Below are 20,554 nucleotides of genomic sequence, written 5' to 3'. Positions count from 1 at the left end.
GGGGATAGCGGACAATTAACACTTCCTAAGGAGCTTAGTGAAGAAGCACAGATATCGCCTGAAGATCGCTTTACGGTCAAAATGGATTCGCGCGGCAAGTTCATTCTCGTCAAAGAGGAAGATGATGATACAACCAATGAAACGATGCAGCATGCAGGGTGAGAAAACCTCTTTCGAAGCCAGTAAAAAAGGAATTTTGACGCGAGACAGCGAAAATTAGTATCATGTACATTGAAACAAGTGACATATTCTATAGGAAAAAGGATGATTTCTCATGACCGATTCTGGATCTATACTCACATTTGTAATTGTATCCTTTTGCCTGGCGATCATATTGATTATGAAAAAAGACAGCCTTCCGGCACAAATGAAACGCTATCTTGCTCTATTGGCGATTGTTATGGTCTCCATATCCTTCGTCCTGATCTTGCTTAGCTTCTTCCAAGCAGGTACTTAAATTTCGTTAAGGCTAGCGCGCTCGTCCATCATGGACGACAGAGTCGTTTGTTTTGTATAATCAAATCATAATTGCCCACGCAATCGGTCATACTAGGTGAAAACCATGTTATGGGATTTCAACTAGAACATTCCTCATGGGAATATGCCGGGAGCGTGACCGCAATGCGCCTTCTATATGTAACGGCTGCAATGGGAATTCTTCTAAGCTCGTTCCCTATAGCTGATTTACACGCAAAGGATACCAGCTTACCCCAATTTCAAAACAAGGACAGGAGGGCTCCGATGACTCAATTATTGGATCGCAAGCAAGTACCAGCCGAGCACCGTTGGCAGTTGGAGGATTTATTCGCGGATCAGAAGGCTTGGGATCAGGAATATCAATTTGTGAAAAGCTCGCTTAGCAAAGTCAGTGCCTTCCAAGGAAAACTTAACGATGCAGCTTCCGTAAAGCAAATTTTCCAGTTGGAAGATGAACTCTCTGTGAAAATGGAAAGATTATATGTCTATTCCAACATGAAGCATCATGAAGATACAGCAGAACCTATTTATCAGGCCTTATCCGAAAAAGCCAAAAAGCTTAGTGTCGAGGTCGGCGAAGCGGCTTCCTTTATTTCTCCTGAAATTCTAAGCCTATCGGACGAGAAGCTTCAGCAGCTTGTGAGTGATCCTTCCTTATCATTTTATAAAGATACACTCGAAGAAATGATTCGTCAGAAGCCACATACGTTATCTAAAGAACAAGAAGCACTTCTTGCTCAAGCGGGTACGATGGCTGGAGCGCCTAGCACCATTTTCGGCATGCTGAACAATGCCGATTTGAAGTTCCCGAAGGTGAAGAACGAAAAAGGTGAGGAAGTCGAGCTTACTCACGGCAGCTACATTCAGTTCTTAGAAAGCCGGGATCCTGAAGTTCGAAAAAATGCGTTCAAAGCCGTTTATGAAACGTATCGCAACAATCGCAACACGATTGGCGCTACACTAAGCGCGAACATCAACAAAAACATTTTCTATGCAAAAGCACGTCATTACCCTTCTGTTCTTGAATCATCGCTGTTCGGTGACAATATCAAGAAAGAAGTGTATACGAACTTAATTTCCACCATTCACGAATCCTTGCCACAGCTACAGCGGTATCTTAAACTCCGTAAAAAGCTGCTCAAGGTCGATGAGTTACATATGTATGACCTATTTGCACCGCTCGTTGAAGAGTTCAAAATGGATATTACCTACCAGCAAGCAAAAGAAGAAATCAAGAAAAGCTTGGCTCCGCTAGGCGAAAATTACTTGAAAATTCTTCAAGACGGCTTCGACAACCACTGGATCGATGTGTATGAGAACAAAAACAAACGTAACGGCGCTTACAGCTGGGGTGCTTACGGCACGCATCCGTACGTATTATTGAACCATAAAGACAATTTGAATAGCATGTTTACGTTGACGCATGAGATGGGTCACGCGATTCATTCCTATTTGTCAGATGAGAACCAAGAGTATCGTTATGCGCAATACACGATTTTCTTAGCCGAAGTTGCTTCTACGCTGAACGAAGCCCTTCTCATGGATTACCTTCTGAAACGTGTAACGGATCCGAAGGAAAAAATGTACCTGCTTACGTATTACGCTGATCAGTTCCGGACAACGGTATTCCGTCAAACGATGTTCGCGGAATTCGAAATGATCACGCATGATAAAGCAGAAGAAGGCGAATCTCTGACACCTCAAGAGTTCAGCGAAATCTACTATGGCTTGAATAAGCTCTACCATGGCAATGACATGGTTGTAGATCAAGATATCGAGATGGAATGGGCACGTATTCCTCACTTCTATAACAGCTTCTATGTCTATAAATATGCGACAGGCTTCTCTGCGGCTACTTCCTTTGCGAAGCAGATTTTGGATGAAGGTCAGCCAGCGGTTGACCGTTACCTCGGCTTCCTCAAAAGCGGCGGCAGCGACTACTCGCTGAACATTCTTAAGAAAGCCGGCGTAGATATGTCAACGCCTGAGCCAATTAAGCAAGCAATGAGCGTATTCAGTTCGTTGCTGGATCAAATGGAAGAGCTCACGAAGTAAGCGATTCAGTGATTTAGACCGCCGCTCGGCTGCTTACTGAGGGCGGATAGCAAGCAAAAAAGGTTGAAAGCAGAGGCTTTCAACCTTTTTCTTAAAAAAGAAAGGATGATGGCTATTATGAAGATGCAATGGATTCTCATCAGCGCTTTAGTATTTGCTCTAATTACCGCGGTTTTTGCTGTCGTCAATGTGGAGCCGGTACAAGTGAACTTCATGTTCACGACGACATCCACGCCTCTCATTCTTGTCATTTTAACATCAACCTTATTAGGCGGACTGATTGTTGGTCTCTTCGGCATAGTTCGTCAGTACAAGCTGCAACGTAAAGTGAAACAACTAGAGAAGCAGCTTCATGAAGCGCTACATCCGTCAGCCGCATCATCATCTGAATCCAACCAAGTACATAGCGAGCCAAGTGTATAGACGAATTGAAAAAAACAAGCTCAGAGAAGTAAGGTGCTTAAAGTGAGGCAAATTACCCCTCCGATGAATGACGAACCTGCGTTCACTACATCATTACTCATCCCTCGGAGACCTCGGATTTGCCTAGCTTTCTGATTACAATGTTCCTGCTTCTCGATCGTTTTACCGCAAATCTCACAACGAAACATAACTTGAAGCGTCGCCCCTAGCCAGGAATCGACGAGAGATCCTCCTAATCCAGCAATTGCACCTAGCAAGACCAGAATAACAATAGAGCTGTTCGCCTCATGTGACTCCCCAAGCTGGTAAATACCTCCAACAAGACCAATAAACGCCCCACCAAGCAAAGAAGCTATCAATCCCAGGCCCGTAATTCCACCTGAAGTTCCTGCCGCAACCCGCTTCCCACTCACGATAGACCTCGGATTTGACTTGCTCAACCCACCAATTTCCGTTGCCCACGTATCCGCATTGACTGTTGCCATAACGCCCAAATAGAGCAACCACCAGATAGGATTTGGCCAGATGGCATTTCCGATACATAGAAGTAAACCAAGGCCCCCATTAGCAGCGACTTGACCTGCATCACGTCTCCCCCCCTTTGCATAATCACTTTCTGCTGCAGCTTTACGCTGTTGCTTGAACTTTGATAGCAGGCTAGATGAGATGAAGAAGGCAATAAGTGTGCCGAACCATGCTATGCTCCCCAGTGCATACATCGTCGTTCCTAGCAGAACTGCTGCAATCATCCCAGATAAAGATAAGGATCTCTTCCAATAGGCTGCGCCTGCTATAACCACGCTTCCTGCGAATCCATAAATCCACGGCATAAACAGGATTCTCCCCTTTCTATTCGACAATATTCGGGCATTTCTGCAGGATTCTTACCCATAAACAACCAATTCTATGATACTATGAATGTGATAAGCGATAGGAGGCTGACATGGAGCAAGATCAATTCACTACCAATTCCCGTTTCAAAAGTGATCTGGAGCCCGAGGAAATGCTGCGTGTCATTTTCGACTATGCTTCCAAGATTGCGAACGAACGTCATCTTAATCATGTACTTATGCTGATGGCGGATATGGGCCGTGAGATGATTGTCTCCGACCGTTGTACCGTCTGGCTGCTCGATACACAAAAGAATGAGCTTTGGTCCAAAGTAGCTCATGGTCTCGATGAAATTCGAATTCCAAGCTCTGCTGGCCTTGTCGGCTATGCGGTGACCAATGATCAAGCTGTTTTCATTCATGATGCTTATACCAATGAGGAATACAAATCTTATCTGCAGAATGGCGCCATCCGGACGGATCAACAAACCGGTTATCGGACGAAAGCCTTAATGGTGATTCCCTTCAAAAATAGTCAAGGCGAGATCATGGGGGCTTATCAAGCGATTAATAAGTTAACAGATAGCGAGCAATTTTCCGATAAGGACATGGAATATTTAACCTTGGCTTCCTCCTATGCAGGTAAATCACTGGAATCTGCTCTCCTTACCATCGAGATTGAAGAAACGCAGAAGGAAATTATTTTCCGGATGGGCGAAATTGGCGAAAGTCGCTCCAAAGAAACTGGAAATCATGTGAAGCGTGTTGCCGAGTATTCGTATTTGCTTGCGCTCGAGCTAGGCATGAGTAACGACGAAGCTGAGTTATTAAAAATCGCGTCGCCGATGCATGATATCGGCAAGGTAGCTATCCCCGATGCTATTCTCAACAAGCCTGGGAAGCTGACGGATGAAGAGTTCAAGCTCATGCAAAATCATACGCTGATCGGGTACAACCTGCTCCGGAATTCAACACGGCACATTCTCAAAACAGCTGCAGTCGTTGCTTATGAACATCATGAAAAATGGAACGGTCGTGGTTACCCCCGCGGTATTAAGGGGGATGACATCCATATTTATGGGCGCATAACGGCCATTGCCGATGTCTTCGATGCGCTTGGCAGTGAACGCGTCTACAAAAAGGCCTGGGAGCTCGATCGGATCCTTCAATTATTTCAAGAAGAACGCGGAGAGCATTTCGACCCTGATGTGGTTGATGCCTTTTTCAAACAATTACCTGCCATTCTTCGTGTAAGAGAGCAATACTCGGATGCAGCCTTAGCCAATCCCAATGAAGATCTTACATAGTGTCTCTAGGAAAAAGGGCAGTTCTCTCAGGTCGATGTGACCTTGGAGACTGCCCTTTTTTTTTATAAGCTAATAGCAAAAGCTCCGAATTGCTCTTCGCCCCAGATAAGCTCTAAACGATCGCCGTCTTTGACGGGACCAACGCCTTCAGGCGTCCCTGTGTAGATGATATCGCCAGGTCCTAAACCATAGTGCTTCGCAATAAAATCGATAATGGTTTGAAGATCGAAGATCATAAGGGAGATGTTGCCATCTTGAACAACCTGTCCGTTCTTACGAAGCTGGAAATTCGACTTCTTTAATTCCGACGCCCCTGGGAATGGACGGAAAGCCGTGATCGGCGCCGACTTCAGGAAACCTTTGGCAGGCAGCCAAGGTTGCCCCTTTTTCTTAATCACATTCTGTACATCGCGGAGTGTAAAATCAATCCCCAATGCGTATTGATCCACGATCTCATCGACTTGAATACCTTCCGTATAAGGCTTCGCGATATGTAAGACAAGTTCGGTTTCATAGTGAATCTCGCCTTGATCACTAGGAAGAGACAGAGCGCCACCATCTATATGTGCTAACGCATGTGTAGGTTTGGTAAAAATCATCGGCTGATCAGGAACGTCGTTCCCTAGTTCTGCGGCATGTGCGCGGTAGTTGCGTCCAACGCAATATATATTTCGGATCGTAGCTGTCATGTTAGATGAACTCCTCTATTATTTCTTACTCACATTTCCTTGAGCATCCACCCCAGCCCCAATGGAAATCTGGCTTAATCGTTGAAAGAGCTTGGCCCCATCTACCTCATTCATCGGAGTCGGCAGGGCTGCTTTGGTCAGTATCGGTACAAGGTGAATATTGCAGGACTTGTCCTTTGTACAGGCTGCTTCCAAAATAACAGTTTCCCACGTTTTCGGGGTTTCATTCGTCGTAAAGATAAAGTTGCCTAAGCTGTACGCAATCCATTTACCTTTGTACTGTTCAAAGCCTTGCAGGACATGCGGATGTCCTCCGATAACTAGATCAGCACCTGCATCAATGTAACGGTGCGCGAGCTCTTTTTGATTTTTATCCGGATTGTCATCGCGTTCTACGCCCCAGTGAGCCACAACAACGACGAGATCAGCGGATGCTTTGGCTTTCTCAATCGCCTCAACTGGCAGCTTGTAACTGTACGTTTCTGCAACCCCAGGATGCCCAGGTGCAGCTTTCCAAGAAGATTGTGGCACGACACGGCTGAAACCAAAAACAGCAATTTTCACGCCATCTTTTTCCACCAACACAGGTTGATAGGCTTCTACGTTATCCTTGCCGGCTCCCACTCGCTTAATGCCTTCTTGGTCCAGCGCCTTCATCGTATCTAACAAGCCTTCTGTCCCATAATCCATCACATGGTTATTGGCTAAGTTAACAATGTCAACGCCTGCTTGCTTAAGTGGCGGTAACGCCTCAGGCGAAGAACGATACACATATTCTTTTCTCTGAACGCTTCCTCTAGTCGTTATCGGAGATTCCAAATTTGCAATTGTAAAATCAGCTTTGGTTAAGAAATCTTTCACATTTGTATACGGGTAGTCAAAGCCTTTTTGCTTTAAAATATCTTCCACCTTGGAGGCCATAATCACATCACCCACAAAAGTTAATTTCACTTGTGCGCCTGTTCCCTCTGGCTTAACCACTGTTGCATTTGCTGTTGGCTTGGGTGTCGTGGTAACGACGGCAGAAGCTTTGGGGCTAACCTGCGCAGTCGAATTGCCATTCGGAATGGCTGTCGTTGGTTTAGGCGAAATAATCGCCATTGGCGTTGAAGCAACTCCATCTTCTTCCCCATTATTAGAATTGGATGTCCAAATGGAAGCCCCGATTCCAATGGCAAAACAAGCAACCGCTGCAACTGTGAAGACACCTAACACTTTAAGTGAAGACTTTTTGCTCGGGTTTGAATCTTTTTTCGATTTACCGTGACGATCTTGTCTGGATTCCAATTAAAACATTCCCCTTTCCCCCTACAAATTATAACAGATGTCGACATCGTTGGGTAATAGGAAGCGTCTCACATTTTCAGATTGTGTGCTGTATGGTATAACTGAAGCATTGGTTGGCGAAATAAACGACTACACCGTCCTTCTTGGACGGAAGCGTTTATCTAGAAATAGTAGCAGACTTACTGCGTGAAACATATAAGTTCTATATTTAAAAAGAAAGGAATCATCGCCGTGGAAAGAATCGCTATTATTTCTGATATTCATGGAAACTTACCTGCATTAGAAGCAGTACTTAAGGATATTACATGCAGAAGCATCACTCGTATTTTCTGTTTAGGCGATCTTGTGGGTAAAGGCCCTAGTTCGGCCGAAGTAGTTGACCTCATTAAGATGACCTGTGAAGCCGTCGTGCAAGGCAACTGGGATTTAGGCATTACGCTTCCTCAGGTGCTGCCAGCTGGCTTGTGGCAGCAGCAAGCGCTCGGTGATGAGCGTCTAGCCTATTTGAAGCAGCTTCCCTTCTCGATCGATGTTGTGCTCAGCGGGAAGCATATTCGATTGTTCCACGCGTCAGCTCAGAGCGTCTTTCATCGCTTGAAGCGGGAAGCTGCCAAGAAAGAGCGGCTAGCAATGTTTGAAAATACGGAGATAACCGGTTTCCCCGCAGATAGGAATGAGCCGGATATTGTCGGATATGGGGATATTCATATCCCCTATATGTTGACGCTGAGCGATCCTTCCGAGAAGGGTGCAAGTGTTGGCGGGCGGTTGGAGAGCAGCAATTCTGAGAAGCGTGCAAATGACGAGGGGCTGGAAGCGCTGCTGCTAGACGAGGATTCTGTGATAAGTACAAGTGATGGGAAGCGGAACGGATTGTCGCACAACGACGATTCTGTGCTGAGTGCAAGTGATGGTGGCCGCAGCGGGTTGTTGCTGTTTAATGTGGGAAGTGTCGGCATTCCCTATGACGGGATACCTCAGGCGTGTTACTGCATAATCGAGGGTGAGACTGATCCCATGGTTCAAGCAGGGTTTGGGCTCCAATTCGTGCGCGTACCCTATGATATCAAGCGAGCTGTTCAGATGGCGTATGAGGTTCAGATGCCGGATAGTCGACGGTATGAATTGGAGATTACGACAGGGTTGGTGCATTTGGGGGATTTGAGTGATTGAGCTGTTGCTAGACATCAGGAGGCTTTCTCTAGGTTTTCCACATATACGCTAGGCGAAGTGAATTTGGAATGATTTTACCATTGGATAAAAAAACTTATGGGAATTAATTCCACTTCATGCTAATATAGGTGTAAGATGGAAAGTGAGGATTATCTGGATGAAGCTAAACTGGCGTAAAATCATACTGATCATCGTTTGTTCTGAGTGTTTGTTTATCTATTGGACTGGCCTTAATACAATGAGCTTCAAGAAACAACAAACGACCCACCTTGCCCCCAGCAAACAGCCGCAGGTTCCAATCACACAGATTTCACCACAAATTCAAGAAACGAAAAAGATCGATTCAGATTTACATACGAAGGAAAAAGCATCCTAATATGAACAAAGAGCGATGTGCTGCCTATCAGCCCATCGCTCTTTTGTGTCAATCGCGCTTTCTATCACATGCACTATTTCACACGTGCCAATGCCAACCCATCATACGCTGGGAGAATCGTGCTTTCCAACCTTGCATCCGTTGCGATCCGCTGATTAAATAATCGCATAGCTTGAACTGAAGCCTTAGTTTGCTGCTCATCGACGACTTTACCACGCATCAACGTATTGTCACCAGCTATGATCGCACCCGGATTCGCCAGCTTGATCGCCAGCTCCAAATAGTTCGGATAATTCACCTTATCCGCATCAATGAAGAAGAAATCGAAGCGCTCTCCCTGCTCCAACAGTTCGTTCAAGTGATCTATCGCTTCGCCAATACGATACTCAACGAATTCACCAAGACCGGCGTCGGTCACGTTCTGCTTCGCCACATCTGCGAAATCTTGTTTCAGCTCCAGAGAAATGAGCTTGCCGCCCTCTTTTAACCCTCTCGCCAAGCAAATTCCGCTGTATCCGCCTAACGCGCCAATCTCCAAAACCCGCTTCGCGCCAATCATGGTGACCATCATGGTTAACAATCTGCCATAACCTGGCGCGATGGAGATCTCGGGCATATTCTTGGCCACAATGACTTCCTTCACCCGTGTGAGTACGGCATCTTCTTCATATAAACCTTCCATATAGTTTTCCGCTGTGATCGTTTCCATGTATTTGTCCTCCTAAATTCTTAAAAATCGTATGTACTTTGTAATCCCTGTTTGTAAGTGTAACCTATTTGTCCTATACTTGTTAATTGTATGAGTTTTCTGAGCGTTGTACAACCCGGATGGAAGGACTATACCTATGCCACAAAAAATTGAACTAATCGCCACTTGCCCAATGGGACTTGAGGCTATCGTTGCCCGTGAAATCCGTGATCTCGGCTATGAGGAATTGACCGTCGAGAATGGACGTGTCCGTTTCTTTGGTGACGAATTGGCCATCTGTCGCACCAATCTTTGGTTGCGTACGGCAGATCGCGTCCTCGTGCTGATGGGGCAATTCAAAGCAACAACCTTCGATGAACTATTCGAAGGCACCAAAGCTCTCGCTTGGCCAGACTGGATCCCGAACGATGCCGAATTCCCTGTTGAGGGGCGTTCCCATAAGTCACAGTTATCCAGCGTTCCCGCTTGCCAAGGGATCGCCAAGAAAGCTGTCGTTGAGAAGCTGAAGCAACGATACGGCACCGAGTGGTTCCCCGAAAACGGGGCACGCTACGTGATCGAAGTCGCGCTCCTGAACGATATCGCGACACTTACGATCGACACAACCGGTCCCAGCCTGCACAAACGCGGCTACCGTAAGCTCGTGACCGAAGCGCCGCTAAAGGAAACTATGGCGGCAGCACTGATCCTACTGAGCCGATGGAACGTAGATCGACCGCTCTACGACCCGTTCTGCGGGTCGGGGACCATCCCGATCGAAGCTGCGATGATCGGCTGGAACATCGCGCCAGGCCTGCGGCGCAGCTTCCCTAGTGAAGCTTGGGGGAACATTCCCCGCAAGCTGTGGGACAAGGCCCGCGACGAAGCCTTCGACGCGGTGAAAGACAACGTGCCGCTGCACATCGTCGGCAGCGATATCGACCCTGCTGCCATCGAAGTGGCAGAGGCGGCCGCTAAGGCAGCTGGACTGACGAAGCAGTTCCAGCTGAAGGTCGAGCCGATCGCCAAAGCGCGGCCGCGCGGCGACTATGGCTGCTTGATCACCAACCCGCCGTACGGCGAGCGACTTGGTGAAGCACCGGATGTCGAGCTGGCGCTGCGCGAGCTCGGTGCATTAACACGGCCGATGCCGTCGTGGAGTCTGTTCATCCTAAGCCCGAGCACCCAGCTCGAGCATTATATGAACCGTCGTGCCGACAAGAAGCGTAAGCTGTTCAACGGACGGATCGAATGTAATTTGTTCCAATACCTTGGTCCGTTGCCGCCGCGAAGACAAGATAGATAATGGTCATTATAACTAAAAATCCCCCTAGCAGATCACAAATCTGCTGAGGGGATTTTTTTATTTCACGAAGTCATTTAATTAACCCAGTCTTAAGACTCTTTATCTGGAACTTCGTTCTCCCTCCCCCATTACCTTTACATATTTTTGGAATTCTTGGGTAAAAGTAAGGAATAGGTTACGTAAGGAGGGAACTCATGTGAAAACAAGTCAATCCATTGAAGAGATAGAACAATATTTCAACCAGCTTTTCTCCGAACAAAGCGACTTTCAATCCAAACAGTTGCTCATTGGGGGAACGGCATATAGACTGTTTTATTTCGACACATTGATCGATCCCTCTCTCGTTCAAGATTTTATTCTAAAGCCGATGCTACTCCGTCCGCAGGACGCAATCCGCGATGCTGTGACGATTCTAGACTATGCGGAAACCGAGCAACTGGAGGACGCGGTTCAGGCCATTTTGTACGGGAAAATCGTTCTGTATCAAGACGGGAATAGCAGGCTTTACCTACTCGGGGTGGATTTAAAGAAAGAACGCTCCATCAATATTCCGACCAATGAGCGGGTTTTACGCGGTTCGCACGACGCGTTCATTGAAAATTTGGATACCAATCTTAATCTGATGCGAAAGATAATCAACTCAACGGAGTTCGTTATAAAAACGTATACGATTGGGCGGCTCTCGCGGACGAAGGTGGCTGTCATGTACATCAAGTCGATTGCGAATACGGCAATAATTTCGGAGGTGGAAAGAAGACTCACGAGCATTGACATTGATTACGTCGAGGCACCGGGATTTATCACTGAGCTGATTCAGGAGAAGAAATTCAGCCTGTTTCCACAATTGCTCATTTCAGAACGACCTGACCGCGCTCGTGCCTATCTAATGGAAGGGAAAGTCGTCATTGGAACAGCAGGTTCACCAGACATGCTCATCCTGCCAGTAACATTCTGGTCTTTTTTCCAAAGTCCTGATGATTACCAAGTCAGTTGGCTGATAGGCACTTTCTTTCGGCTATTACGAATCTGCAGCTTTTTAATAACGCTTGCCGCGCCTGCCCTGTATGTGGGGGTCAGTTCCTTTAATCCAAACCTGCTGCCGATTAATTTCGTTAATACGTTGCAGAGCTCACTAAAATACGTTACTTTTCCTCCGGTCTTAGAGGCGCTTGCGATGATGCTCATGCTTGAAGTTTTAAGAGAAGCTACGATTCGGCTGTCTAGTCCCGTCGCCCAAACAATTGGCGTAGTTGGCGGTATTGTCATCGGGACGGTGGTCGTCCAAGCCAATTTGGTGTCCAATACCATGGTTATCGTAGCCGCTTTAACGGGATTGGCCTCCTTCGTCCTGCCATCGTACGAGATGAGCACCGCGGTTCGCCTGTTAAGCTATCCTGCGCTCCTACTTTCCGCGTTATTCGGCTTGTTTGGCCTTACCTTCTTCTTCATGATGCTTTGTATACACTTATGCCAAATGACTACGATGGGACTCCCATACTATACACCGCCCTTCTCCTTAAGTGATATGAAGGATACGCTGTTTCGTGCTCCGCTTTGGTGCCTGACCAAGCGGCCGGGAGATACGGCGCCAAGCAATCGAACAAGGATACGGAATCCAAGGAGTTGGAAGCGTTGAGGAAGGAAGAAACTATCACTGGAAGACAGCTGATCTCGCTCGTGATCATGGCCCAACTCGGAACCGAAGTCATATCCCTCCCCCATGCATTGGTTGGAAAAGCCGGTCATGATACTTGGATCGCGGTATTGCTAAGCGGACTGGTCGCAGAAGTAGGCATCGTGCTGATTTGGTGGCTAGGCAGCCGATATCCGGCGCGTAACTTCTTTGCCTATATCCCGCTTATTCTCGGCAAACCGATTGGATCTTGCATCAATATGGTATATGCATGCTATTACGGCCTTTCAGGGCTCCTGTTGACATTGCTTTATGCCGACCTATTAAGAAGATGGCTGTTTGTGGACACGCCTAAATCGATAATCACTCTTATGCTTCTTGTCGTGTGCGGCTATGCGGCAACGTCATCACTAAAGCAGCTAGCTCATGTATCGCAAACCTTTATGTTATTCGCCTACATTAGTTTTTTGCTTATCGTTATAAGCGGAGTCTATGGACTTGACATCAAAAATTTGTTGCCAGTTTTGCCTGACGGCTGGTTACCGGTTTTGAAGGGAGTATATTTTGCATTTAGCGCTTATGTAGGCTATGATCTGCTCCTTTATGCCTACCCGTACGTGCAGACCTCAAGCAAAAAGAAGCTGCTTTTTACAATGTTGCTGGCGAACGGCAGCACGACCATATTCTATGTTGTGGTCTGCCTGATCTGCTCTATGAAGTTCAGCTTGGAACAGCTCTCCGTTATTCCAGAGCCAATCATTTTTATTCTAAAGAACTATAAGATTGACATCTTACAGAGTATTGATACCTTGTTCCTAATCTTCTACGCATGCATAGTATCGGCAACGATCTATGTCTATTTCTTTATGGCTGTTAAAGCATTGCTGCATATACGCAGTCAAGGTCTGGGCAAGCAGCATGTTTGGGTATGGGCAATTGTATGTGTTTGTTTCATTGGAAGTTTCTTTGTAGAGGAGCGTTTATCCATTTTGCGGTATGGCTCGATTCAGGACGTCATTTCTATCATATTGATCGTCGTTCTACCAGTCGTTCTGCTCTTGATTTCTGGACTACGAGGCACTGGGAGGAGCGAGATATGAAGAGAGTAATTACAGCACTAATCATTTGCCTGCTGCTAACAGGATGCTGGGATCAGCTTCAACTAAAGGAGATGCTATTTGCCGACATTATCGGGCTCGATTACGATGGTGACGGCAAACAGCTCAAGGTAAGCTTTGTTATTTCCTCGCTTAAGAATGTTTCTCAAGGCGGAGGCACCTCGAATAATTTATACCTTGCGTCAAAAGGCGAAAACCTCTATGACGCCGTAAATAATACAAACAAGGAAATGCCTGGAGCTCTTCATGTATTGGAGACCAGGTTGTTTCTAATCAGCACCCGATTTGCCAAAGATCAGCCGCTGAACTATCTGAATATTACTGGTCAATTTAGAGCCAATCCGTTATATGGCTATCTAGCGATGTATGACGGCGATCTTTCCAAGCTGCTGGCTACGAAAAAACTTAAAGAAGATCTGACTCCAGCGGATTTTTTAGTTGGCTTATTGGATGGTGAGATAAAAAGAGGAAAAATCCCTTCAAACCAATTACTCGAATATATACTCGGGGGAGAACGATTCATGAACGACTTCGCACTTAACCGATTCGAACCTTATGGGAACGGTGCTCGTCTTGCAGGTACCGGTTTGTTTAAAGACGGGACGTATACAGGCGTCAACCTGAATCCTGAAGATACCCAGCTGACCGTTCTAATGTATGGCGTTCTAGGCAATTCCGAGTCGCTCTCTGGTAAAATTGGTGAAAAAAATTATATGACTGTGATCAAGCATGCCAAACGAGATTTCCAGATTATCTCTAATCACGACGGTCTTAGCCAAATTAACATCTCGTTACAACTAGATCTTAAATTGATCGAGGCTGGGCTTGAATTAAAAAAACACACGAAACCTATGCTTATAGAGTTGGAGAAGGAAATTACAGTTGATCTAACTGCGAGGATATCTAACGTGATTGCAACCTTGCAAAAGAGCAATTGCGATATCTTGCAGCTTGGGCATGAGTTTGCTGCCTATCATCCGAAGCAGTTTAAAGGCAAGGACTGGTGGCGCGAGCAGTATCCGAAGATCACGATTAAGCCAGACGTTAAAATTCGAATTCTTAACTCCGGCGTATTGGACTAACACTGAAGTACCACTACGTACCGTATTTAGCTACGTATAGCTCACCTAAACAAACAAAATCCCTCACAAATGCCACTCATCTCTTTGCTATTCAGCAGCAGACAGACCGAGCACTTTGAGGGATTTATTGTTTCCAAATGACATCAATCAGCAGCGCCCACAAGGGGATAGACAGTAGAACGCTCCAGAGGCACCCTTTGGGCATCGCTAACTTGGGTTCCTCTTCGGTCTTCTGGTTACGTCCATTATTCCACATATTCCACCAACTCCAACGGCAACCCATCAGGATCAGCAAAAAACGTGTAGCGATTCCCTGTGATTGGATCCACTCGCACAGGTTCAACCGCGATTCCCTTACTTTCCAGCTCTTGAACACTTTGATCCATATCAGCAACAACGAAGGCCAAATGTCGTAAGCCCCGCGCCTCTGGTTGATTCACACGTAAAGGTGGATTCGGAAACGAGAACAATTCTATTTCTTGCTCCGTATGCCCAATACGCAAATCCAATTTATACGAGTCTCTTTCGGCGCGATAGGTTTCATGAATGACCGTGAGTCCAAGTAAATGAACATAAAAATGCTTCGAGCGCTCATAACGACCTAGTGACAATTAGAAAATCTCGAACAACAACAAAAAAGAACGATTCACCTAGATAGGCTGAACCGCTCTTAATTTGGATGATAAACATTGAAATAGTCTTGTTAAAAAGCCTTCGATCTGAGCCATCGGTGGCATTTTCACAGAAAGCTTTACTTCACCTTTCCAGTAGAAAATGAGAATGCTATTATTTCTTCCGTGGAACATTTCGACATCCCAACAGGCTTCCTTTAATGCATATTCTTCTCGGTTTATCATGAGCTTAGGTCCATCCGTGGATGGCACCAAACGTGCAACATGGTTACCGCATAACGAGGTTGCTTTCTGTTCCTCTTGCAATTGATTGTTCGATTTCATGCCGCTAGGGTCTCCTTTGTGCAAATTGTTGAGATTTGTTTTTTTGTTTCGCTATGACAGAGAAAAAAACCCACCGTAGTGAACCGACTAGAGGGGTTCTGATGTGAATTCCCAATCGTTCGGCGGCTGGCTGGCTGCTTGTCCTTTGCAGGAGAAGTAAGGCCCCTGTAGCTTTGCGTCACTGGCTTTCGCCAGCTTTGCCTTTGTCGAGATGGCGTGCAGAATCTTTTTAGTTGAAGCCGTGAATGAAACGATACATCCTATACTCTCAAGGATAAGGGATGGCGATTTGAATTCGAATAGTTCATAGGAACTAATTTTACGAAATTCATCAAAATGTTTGCATTTTCGACGATATTTTCACCGTTTTTTGACGTATTGTGCCTCTCCAATAGAAAATGGAACCCACCAAGGATAACATAGCAATCACGAGAAACAGCGTACTACCACCATAAGATACCAATAAAAATCCGCCAATCCATGGCCCCATAAAATGTCCGATGTTCGTTAGCGTTTGAGCGCCATAATACGTTCCACGCATTTGTTCCGGGGCAAGCTTATCAATCAACATGTTCGCGGCAGGATAATTCAGAATTTCACCAAAAGTGAAAATTCCCATCGATATAATGAGCCATGTGAGCGAATGCGAAAAGGCAAATCCGATATCGCCTAAAGCGAACATCAAGTTTCCAACAACGATGGCGGTTAAAGGTGAATACTTTTCAGCCCATTTCCCCAGCGGTATCTGCATCGCAATGACGACAATGGCATTGGCGCTCATGAGAATCGCAAACATTTTGACCCCATCAGCAAAATCCCTTTGAAGGTACTGTGATAATGTGACCATAACCTGCGAATATCCGATGGCTCCGATAATTCCGCCGATAATGTACAATCGGAAGGTGACATCCTTACGAATGACGCTTAATGCCGAACTAAAAGTAACGAGTGCTTTCTTCTCACCTTCGATTTTCTTAATGCCGAACTTAATGAGCAGTGCGTAAAGCGTCACACCGTAGATTAAATAGATGATACCTGTGAGCAGGAATGGCAAGGATCCATTCAATGTCGCAAAGAACGCCCCCAGCAAAGGGCCTACAGCCACACCAACGTTAATCGCCATATACCGGAGTGAAAATACCTGTAACCGTTTGGACGGCTCTGTTAAATCGGCCATTAAGGCTTGAGACACAGGCTCATAGAAAGAACGACAAAGTCCATTTAGCATACCCAGCAGCATAAATAAGACCGGTAATTTGACAACTCCGAAGCCAAGGAATACGAATCCCCATCCGAAGAGAGCCGCGAGCATAATCACGCGCCGTCCGAATCGGTCTGACAACGTGCCGCCAACAAACCCGCCGAATGTGCCTGCCAAAGCACCCATGCCAATTACGATACCAATAAGTCCAGGACTCATAGTTGAGTGCTTAGCCAAATAGATCGCGAGAAACGGTAAACTCATAGAAGACGCAGCCCGAGCCATGACTGTTCCTAAGATAAGCGTATGTACGATTGGATGATAGGATTGAAAAAAATGACGGATACGATTCATATACGATGACTCCTCTCGCTGACAACAGAATTGCCCTACGGTTAATTAATAGACGCCGAATTCCAATTATACATGAAATGGGTGGATTGTGTCGTATTTTCGAACTAGGAACTTTACCTTTTCATATACGCCTTCTCTCAGATGGTATTTATTGGGTGGAGGTTTTATAATGGCGATATGGAGGTGCTTGAGATGAAAATAGCGATCACAGGCGGCAGCGGGTTTATTGGAAAACGATTAATTTCGTTCTGGTTGGGACAAGGTCATGAACTCATTAATATATCACGCTCTTCCTCGAAGCAGGTTCATGGTATCCGAACATTAACATGGGACGAGTTGGAGAACAATGCTGAACTCCTTGAAGGACTTGATGCCATTGTGAATTTGGCTGGTGAATCCGTTAGTCAGCGTTGGACAGCCGCGGCCAAGACGCGGATTGTTCAATCCCGCTTGCAGGCAGCGGAGCGTGTAGCCAAGCTTGTTGCGAAGTTAGATCCTAAGCCTAAGGTTGTTGTGAATGCTTCTGGTATGTCTTATTACGGCATCTCCGAGACGGACACCTTTGACGAGAACAGTCCTTATCGAAATACAGACTTCTTAGCTGACGTAGTCAAACAGTGGGAGGCAGCTGCTGATCTTATCCAAGGTACACGGGTCGTGAAGGTTCGAGTTGGACTTGTGTTGGATAATAAAGAAGGTGCATTTCCCAAGATGGCACTCCCCTATAAGCTTGGCGTAGGCGGCACCGTTGGCAGCGGCAGGCAATGGCATTCGTGGATACATATTGATGACATGGTGAGATTGATCGATTTCTGTGTGCAAAATGACGCGATAATCGGTCCCGTGAATGCCACGGCTCCAAATCCCGTTACTAATCAAGATTTGGGACGCGCGATTGCGAAAGCTCTGCGAAGACCAAATCTATTTCCAGTTCCCGCTTTCATGATGAAGCTGATTTTTGGAGAACTTTCTGTTCTGCTTCTGGAAGGTCAGAAGGTGATACCTCGTGTCCTGCAGCAGCATGGATTTGTGTGGCGTTTTCCTTTACTAGCAGGCGCTCTTGACAATCTGTTGAAAAAATAGCTTTTCATCCTCATTAAAATTGTGTACAATTAAATTGCGCGAAATACTAGTGACGGAAGGTTGTGCCCCTATGAGCGTTCATCAATTTCAAGTAAAGAACATTCGCGGTGAAGAGAAATCACTTGGTGAATACAAAAATCAGGTCCTACTCATTGTAAATACCGCGACACAATGCGGATTAGCTCCACAGTTCAAAGGGCTTCAAGAACTACACGACACCTACAAAGATCAAGGTTTTAGTGTCCTAGGCTTTCCCTGCAATCAATTCAGAGATCAGGAACCTGGCGATAATAAACAGGTTGAACAAGCATGCCAACTTAATTTCGGCGTTAATTTCCCGTTATTCGCCAAGGTCGATGTGAATGGCGCGGATGCCCATCCGTTGTATCGTTATTTGAAGAGTAAGGCATCTGGCCTATTCGGGTCCGGCATCAAATGGAATTTCACCAAATTTCTAGTGGATGGCAACGGGAATGTGATCAAACGTTTCTCTCCAACGACGACACCTCGCAAAATTGAACGACAAATTCAAAAACTGTTGGAAAAATCACCCGTTCATTCTTAAGTTCAGCGTAAATGAAAAAGCATCCTGTCCTACTAATTCGGACGGATGCTTTTTATTCATTTCACATATTTCTTCGCTTTTTCAATAGCTTCGTCTTCCGTTGCGCCCGTAATGTATCGGCCATTAATAAAGATAAATGCGAACCGCGAACATGGACCGCAATACGACTTGCACGCAACTTTGACTTCCGTGTCCGGTGCAATGGCACTTATTTTGGCAAGTGCCGATTTCACCTTCATGTGTTTGCATTTATCACAAATGCGTATATCATTCCGCATTAGTGGTCTCCGTGGTTCCCCTTGCTTGGGTTAGTAATCATGAAGCCTTCTTCTGGTGTGTAGAAGTAGTCAATTCGAATACCGTCTAGAAGCGGCTCCGTTTGATCCAACAAAACATCAATTCCTTTATCCGTGTTGACCACGATATCATTGGCTGATTTATCATCAAGACCCAAACCATAGTGAGCATGATCACCATGCTTATGCGTCACTTGCACACGAACCAACAAATTTTTGTTTTCTTCTTTATTAAGCTCCAATTGAAGTACCTTTGCTGCATTACGAGAAATTTTGACTTTCATATGTACACATCTCCTGAAACAATAAATTTTAATTCTATTGTAAAGAATCTACGGCACGAAATCAACCTTGTCCTATTCTGCCCTTCTATTGCCAAATTCCATAAGGAACTTTAAAATACATAGTAGTGTGACTAATACTCCCTTATTACAAAATGTTAACTTACTTACCTTTAAGTAAGTATCCTTTATGACTTTGATGAAAGGAAGCGATCTCATGTCAACGCTTGAAAATGAAAAAGTAGCTCCACTCAGCAACTATGTTCCCAAAAATCCCAAAGAAATCGAATGTTCAATCGAACGAACACTGGAAGTCATTGGCGGTAAATGGGCATTTCTTGTCCTTCGTGAATTGTTCTGTGGAACGAAGCGTTTCGGAGAGCTCCAGCGTCAAATTACGGGCATCAGCCCAAAATCCCTCACGGATATTTTGCGCCATCTTGAAGAACATGGGGTTTTGGAGCGCATGGCGTTCCCAACAGTTCCTGTAACGGTCGAGTATACGTTGACACCAAAAGGTCAGGATCTGCATCAAATTATTAAAGAGATGAAGCTTTGGTCAGCAAAATGGACATAATGACAATTTAAGGATACTTGTAGAGGAGAGGATCTTGATGATTACGATCAAAACAAAAGAACAAATTGAAGCGATGGGGAAAGCAGGCCGCATCCTTGCCGATTGTCATAAAGAAATTGCGAAGCTGATTCGCCCAGGCATTACTTCGTGGGAAATCGATCAATTCGTAGAAGGCTTTCTTGCTAAACATGGTGCAACTCCTGAGCAAAAAGGCTATCATGGCTATCCTTATGCAACCTGTGCATCGGTGAATGACGTCATTTGTCACGGCTTCCCGAAAAAAGAGCCTCTGAATGATGGTGATATTGTAACCATTGACATGGTCGTTCGCATCGATGGCTGGTTAGCTGACTCCGCTTGGTCTTACGCAGTTGGCAACATTTCTCCTGTCGCTGAAAAGCTGCTTCAAGTAACGAAGGAATCACTTTATAAAGGCATTGAAAAAGCAGTAATCGGCAACCGCATCGGGGATGTCTCTCATGCCATTCAAGTGTATGCCGAGTCGCAAGGCTTCTCCGTAGTCAGAGATTTCATCGGGCATGGGATTGGCTCCGACATGCACGAAGAGCCGCAAGTGCCTCATTATGGACCTGCTGGCAAAGGGCCGCGCATTAAGGAAGGCATGGTGTTCACGATTGAACCGATGCTGAATGTGGGTAAATATCATTCCAAGGTCGACCAAGATGGTTGGACAGCTAGAACGTATGACGGCAGCTTATCTGCACAATACGAGCATACGATTGCGATTACAAGCAATGGACCGATTATTCTAACTGAACAATAACCGATCTGGAGGA

Annotated in this window: 24 protein-coding genes and 1 riboswitch; of the genes, 14 read left to right on the top strand and 10 right to left on the bottom strand. The window is 45.7% G+C overall.

The window, feature by feature from the left end:
• Positions 1-274: 274 nt before the first annotated feature.
• The 3 genes from AC58PQ_RS06875 to AC58PQ_RS06865 all read left to right on the top strand — a co-directional run bounded on the left by AC58PQ_RS06875 (position 275) and on the right by AC58PQ_RS06865 (position 2,955).
• On the top strand, positions 275-457 hold the full coding sequence (locus AC58PQ_RS06875; protein ID WP_497241209.1) for a hypothetical protein: 183 nt from the start codon (positions 275-277) through the stop codon (positions 455-457).
• 284 nt (positions 458-741) lie between these two features.
• Positions 742-2,532, top strand: a complete 1,791-nt coding sequence (pepF, locus tag AC58PQ_RS06870; RefSeq protein WP_497241208.1) for an oligoendopeptidase F — start codon at positions 742-744, stop codon at positions 2,530-2,532.
• A gap of 117 nt (positions 2,533-2,649) precedes the next feature.
• Positions 2,650-2,955, top strand: a complete 306-nt coding sequence (locus AC58PQ_RS06865; RefSeq protein ID WP_497241207.1) for a LapA family protein — start codon at positions 2,650-2,652, stop codon at positions 2,953-2,955.
• A gap of 20 nt (positions 2,956-2,975) precedes the next feature.
• On the opposite strand, the gene AC58PQ_RS06860 is transcribed toward AC58PQ_RS06865, so the two are convergent.
• Entirely contained in the window at positions 2,976-3,785 is an 810-nt protein-coding gene (locus AC58PQ_RS06860) for a DUF92 domain-containing protein (protein ID WP_497241206.1), read from the bottom strand.
• Positions 3,786-3,898: 113 nt separating this feature from the next.
• Here AC58PQ_RS06860 and AC58PQ_RS06855 point away from each other — a divergent pair, with 113 nt between their 5' ends.
• Positions 3,899-5,092 carry an HD domain-containing phosphohydrolase gene (locus tag AC58PQ_RS06855; RefSeq protein ID WP_497241205.1) on the top strand — a complete coding sequence of 398 codons (1,194 nt, stop codon included), beginning with the start codon at positions 3,899-3,901 and terminating at the stop codon, positions 5,090-5,092.
• A gap of 62 nt (positions 5,093-5,154) precedes the next feature.
• On the opposite strand, the gene AC58PQ_RS06850 is transcribed toward AC58PQ_RS06855, so the two are convergent.
• Complete coding sequence (locus AC58PQ_RS06850; RefSeq protein ID WP_497241204.1) at positions 5,155-5,781, bottom strand: fumarylacetoacetate hydrolase family protein; 627 nt, start codon at positions 5,779-5,781, stop codon at positions 5,155-5,157.
• An 18-nt stretch (positions 5,782-5,799) separates the two neighbouring features.
• A complete protein-coding gene (locus AC58PQ_RS06845) occupies positions 5,800-7,068 on the bottom strand; it encodes a CapA family protein (RefSeq protein ID WP_497241203.1) in 1,269 nt (422 codons plus the stop codon).
• A 231-nt stretch (positions 7,069-7,299) separates the two neighbouring features.
• On the opposite strand from AC58PQ_RS06845, the gene AC58PQ_RS06840 reads away from it, so the two are divergent.
• Together AC58PQ_RS06840 and AC58PQ_RS06835 are read left to right on the top strand one after the other, a co-directional pair.
• The gene (locus AC58PQ_RS06840) at positions 7,300-8,241 is read left to right on the top strand and encodes a metallophosphoesterase family protein (RefSeq protein ID WP_497241202.1); all 942 of its coding nucleotides are present in this window, start codon (positions 7,300-7,302) and stop codon (positions 8,239-8,241) included.
• Between the two features lie 157 nt (positions 8,242-8,398).
• Positions 8,399-8,617 carry a hypothetical protein gene (locus AC58PQ_RS06835; RefSeq protein ID WP_497241201.1) on the top strand — a complete coding sequence of 73 codons (219 nt, stop codon included), beginning with the start codon at positions 8,399-8,401 and terminating at the stop codon, positions 8,615-8,617.
• A 73-nt stretch (positions 8,618-8,690) separates the two neighbouring features.
• On the opposite strand, the gene AC58PQ_RS06830 is transcribed toward AC58PQ_RS06835, so the two are convergent.
• Positions 8,691-9,326 (bottom strand): O-methyltransferase, encoded by a 636-nt coding sequence (locus tag AC58PQ_RS06830; protein ID WP_497241200.1) that lies wholly within the window; start codon positions 9,324-9,326, stop codon positions 8,691-8,693.
• A 136-nt stretch (positions 9,327-9,462) separates the two neighbouring features.
• Between AC58PQ_RS06830 and AC58PQ_RS06825 the strand changes: the two genes are divergently transcribed.
• From AC58PQ_RS06825 to AC58PQ_RS06810, 4 genes are all read left to right on the top strand, one after another.
• Entirely contained in the window at positions 9,463-10,611 is a 1,149-nt protein-coding gene (locus AC58PQ_RS06825) for a THUMP domain-containing class I SAM-dependent RNA methyltransferase (protein WP_497241199.1), read from the top strand.
• Positions 10,612-10,807: 196 nt separating this feature from the next.
• Positions 10,808-12,247, top strand: coding sequence for a spore germination protein (locus AC58PQ_RS06820; RefSeq protein ID WP_497241198.1), 1,440 nt, complete (start codon positions 10,808-10,810; stop codon positions 12,245-12,247).
• A complete protein-coding gene (locus AC58PQ_RS06815; protein WP_497241197.1) occupies positions 12,244-13,344 on the top strand; it encodes a GerAB/ArcD/ProY family transporter in 1,101 nt (366 codons plus the stop codon). Before AC58PQ_RS06820 ends, AC58PQ_RS06815 begins: the two co-directional genes overlap by 4 nt.
• The gene (locus tag AC58PQ_RS06810) at positions 13,341-14,444 is read left to right on the top strand and encodes a Ger(x)C family spore germination protein (RefSeq protein WP_497241196.1); all 1,104 of its coding nucleotides are present in this window, start codon (positions 13,341-13,343) and stop codon (positions 14,442-14,444) included. The genes AC58PQ_RS06815 and AC58PQ_RS06810 overlap by 4 nt, the downstream gene beginning before the upstream one ends.
• Positions 14,445-14,568: 124 nt before the next feature.
• Here the strand turns inward: AC58PQ_RS06810 and AC58PQ_RS06805 are convergent, their stop codons facing one another.
• The 4 genes from AC58PQ_RS06805 to AC58PQ_RS06790 form a co-directional block, all read right to left on the bottom strand.
• Positions 14,569-14,700, bottom strand: coding sequence for a hypothetical protein (locus AC58PQ_RS06805; RefSeq protein ID WP_497241195.1), 132 nt, complete (start codon positions 14,698-14,700; stop codon positions 14,569-14,571).
• Positions 14,690-15,055, bottom strand: a complete 366-nt coding sequence (gloA2, locus tag AC58PQ_RS06800; protein WP_497241194.1) for an SMU1112c/YaeR family gloxylase I-like metalloprotein — start codon at positions 15,053-15,055, stop codon at positions 14,690-14,692. Before gloA2 ends, AC58PQ_RS06805 begins: the two co-directional genes overlap by 11 nt.
• A 39-nt stretch (positions 15,056-15,094) precedes the next feature.
• The gene (locus AC58PQ_RS06795) at positions 15,095-15,400 is read right to left on the bottom strand and encodes a hypothetical protein (RefSeq protein WP_497241193.1); all 306 of its coding nucleotides are present in this window, start codon (positions 15,398-15,400) and stop codon (positions 15,095-15,097) included.
• Between the two features lie 118 nt (positions 15,401-15,518).
• Positions 15,519-15,612: riboswitch (cyclic di-GMP riboswitch) on the bottom strand.
• A gap of 119 nt (positions 15,613-15,731) precedes the next feature.
• Complete coding sequence (locus AC58PQ_RS06790) at positions 15,732-16,955, bottom strand: MDR family MFS transporter (RefSeq protein ID WP_497241192.1); 1,224 nt, start codon at positions 16,953-16,955, stop codon at positions 15,732-15,734.
• Between the two features lie 192 nt (positions 16,956-17,147).
• Here AC58PQ_RS06790 and AC58PQ_RS06785 point away from each other — a divergent pair, with 192 nt between their 5' ends.
• Both AC58PQ_RS06785 and AC58PQ_RS06780 read left to right on the top strand, forming a co-directional pair.
• Positions 17,148-18,038, top strand: coding sequence for a TIGR01777 family oxidoreductase (locus AC58PQ_RS06785; RefSeq protein ID WP_497241191.1), 891 nt, complete (start codon positions 17,148-17,150; stop codon positions 18,036-18,038).
• 70 nt (positions 18,039-18,108) lie between these two features.
• Positions 18,109-18,603: a glutathione peroxidase gene (locus AC58PQ_RS06780; protein ID WP_497241190.1), complete on the top strand. Its 495-nt coding sequence runs from the start codon at positions 18,109-18,111 to the stop codon at positions 18,601-18,603.
• 56 nt (positions 18,604-18,659) lie between these two features.
• Here the strand turns inward: AC58PQ_RS06780 and AC58PQ_RS06775 are convergent, their stop codons facing one another.
• Together AC58PQ_RS06775 and AC58PQ_RS06770 are read right to left on the bottom strand one after the other, a co-directional pair.
• Positions 18,660-18,881 (bottom strand): YuzB family protein, encoded by a 222-nt coding sequence (locus AC58PQ_RS06775; protein WP_028556521.1) that lies wholly within the window; start codon positions 18,879-18,881, stop codon positions 18,660-18,662.
• Positions 18,881-19,183, bottom strand: a complete 303-nt coding sequence (locus AC58PQ_RS06770; RefSeq protein WP_497241189.1) for an iron-sulfur cluster assembly accessory protein — start codon at positions 19,181-19,183, stop codon at positions 18,881-18,883. Before AC58PQ_RS06770 ends, AC58PQ_RS06775 begins: the two co-directional genes overlap by 1 nt.
• Before the next feature lie 214 nt (positions 19,184-19,397).
• Here AC58PQ_RS06770 and AC58PQ_RS06765 point away from each other — a divergent pair, with 214 nt between their 5' ends.
• Positions 19,398-19,757, top strand: a complete 360-nt coding sequence (locus AC58PQ_RS06765) for a winged helix-turn-helix transcriptional regulator (protein ID WP_497241188.1) — start codon at positions 19,398-19,400, stop codon at positions 19,755-19,757.
• Between the two features lie 37 nt (positions 19,758-19,794).
• Positions 19,795-20,541 carry a type I methionyl aminopeptidase gene (map, locus tag AC58PQ_RS06760; protein WP_497241187.1) on the top strand — a complete coding sequence of 249 codons (747 nt, stop codon included), beginning with the start codon at positions 19,795-19,797 and terminating at the stop codon, positions 20,539-20,541.
• Positions 20,542-20,554 lie beyond the last annotated feature (13 nt).

The organism is Paenibacillus sp. J22P143 (assembly GCF_059692035.1).
The sequence above is the reverse complement of the archived record's forward strand: the minus strand, read 5'-3'. Positions and strand labels throughout refer to the sequence as shown.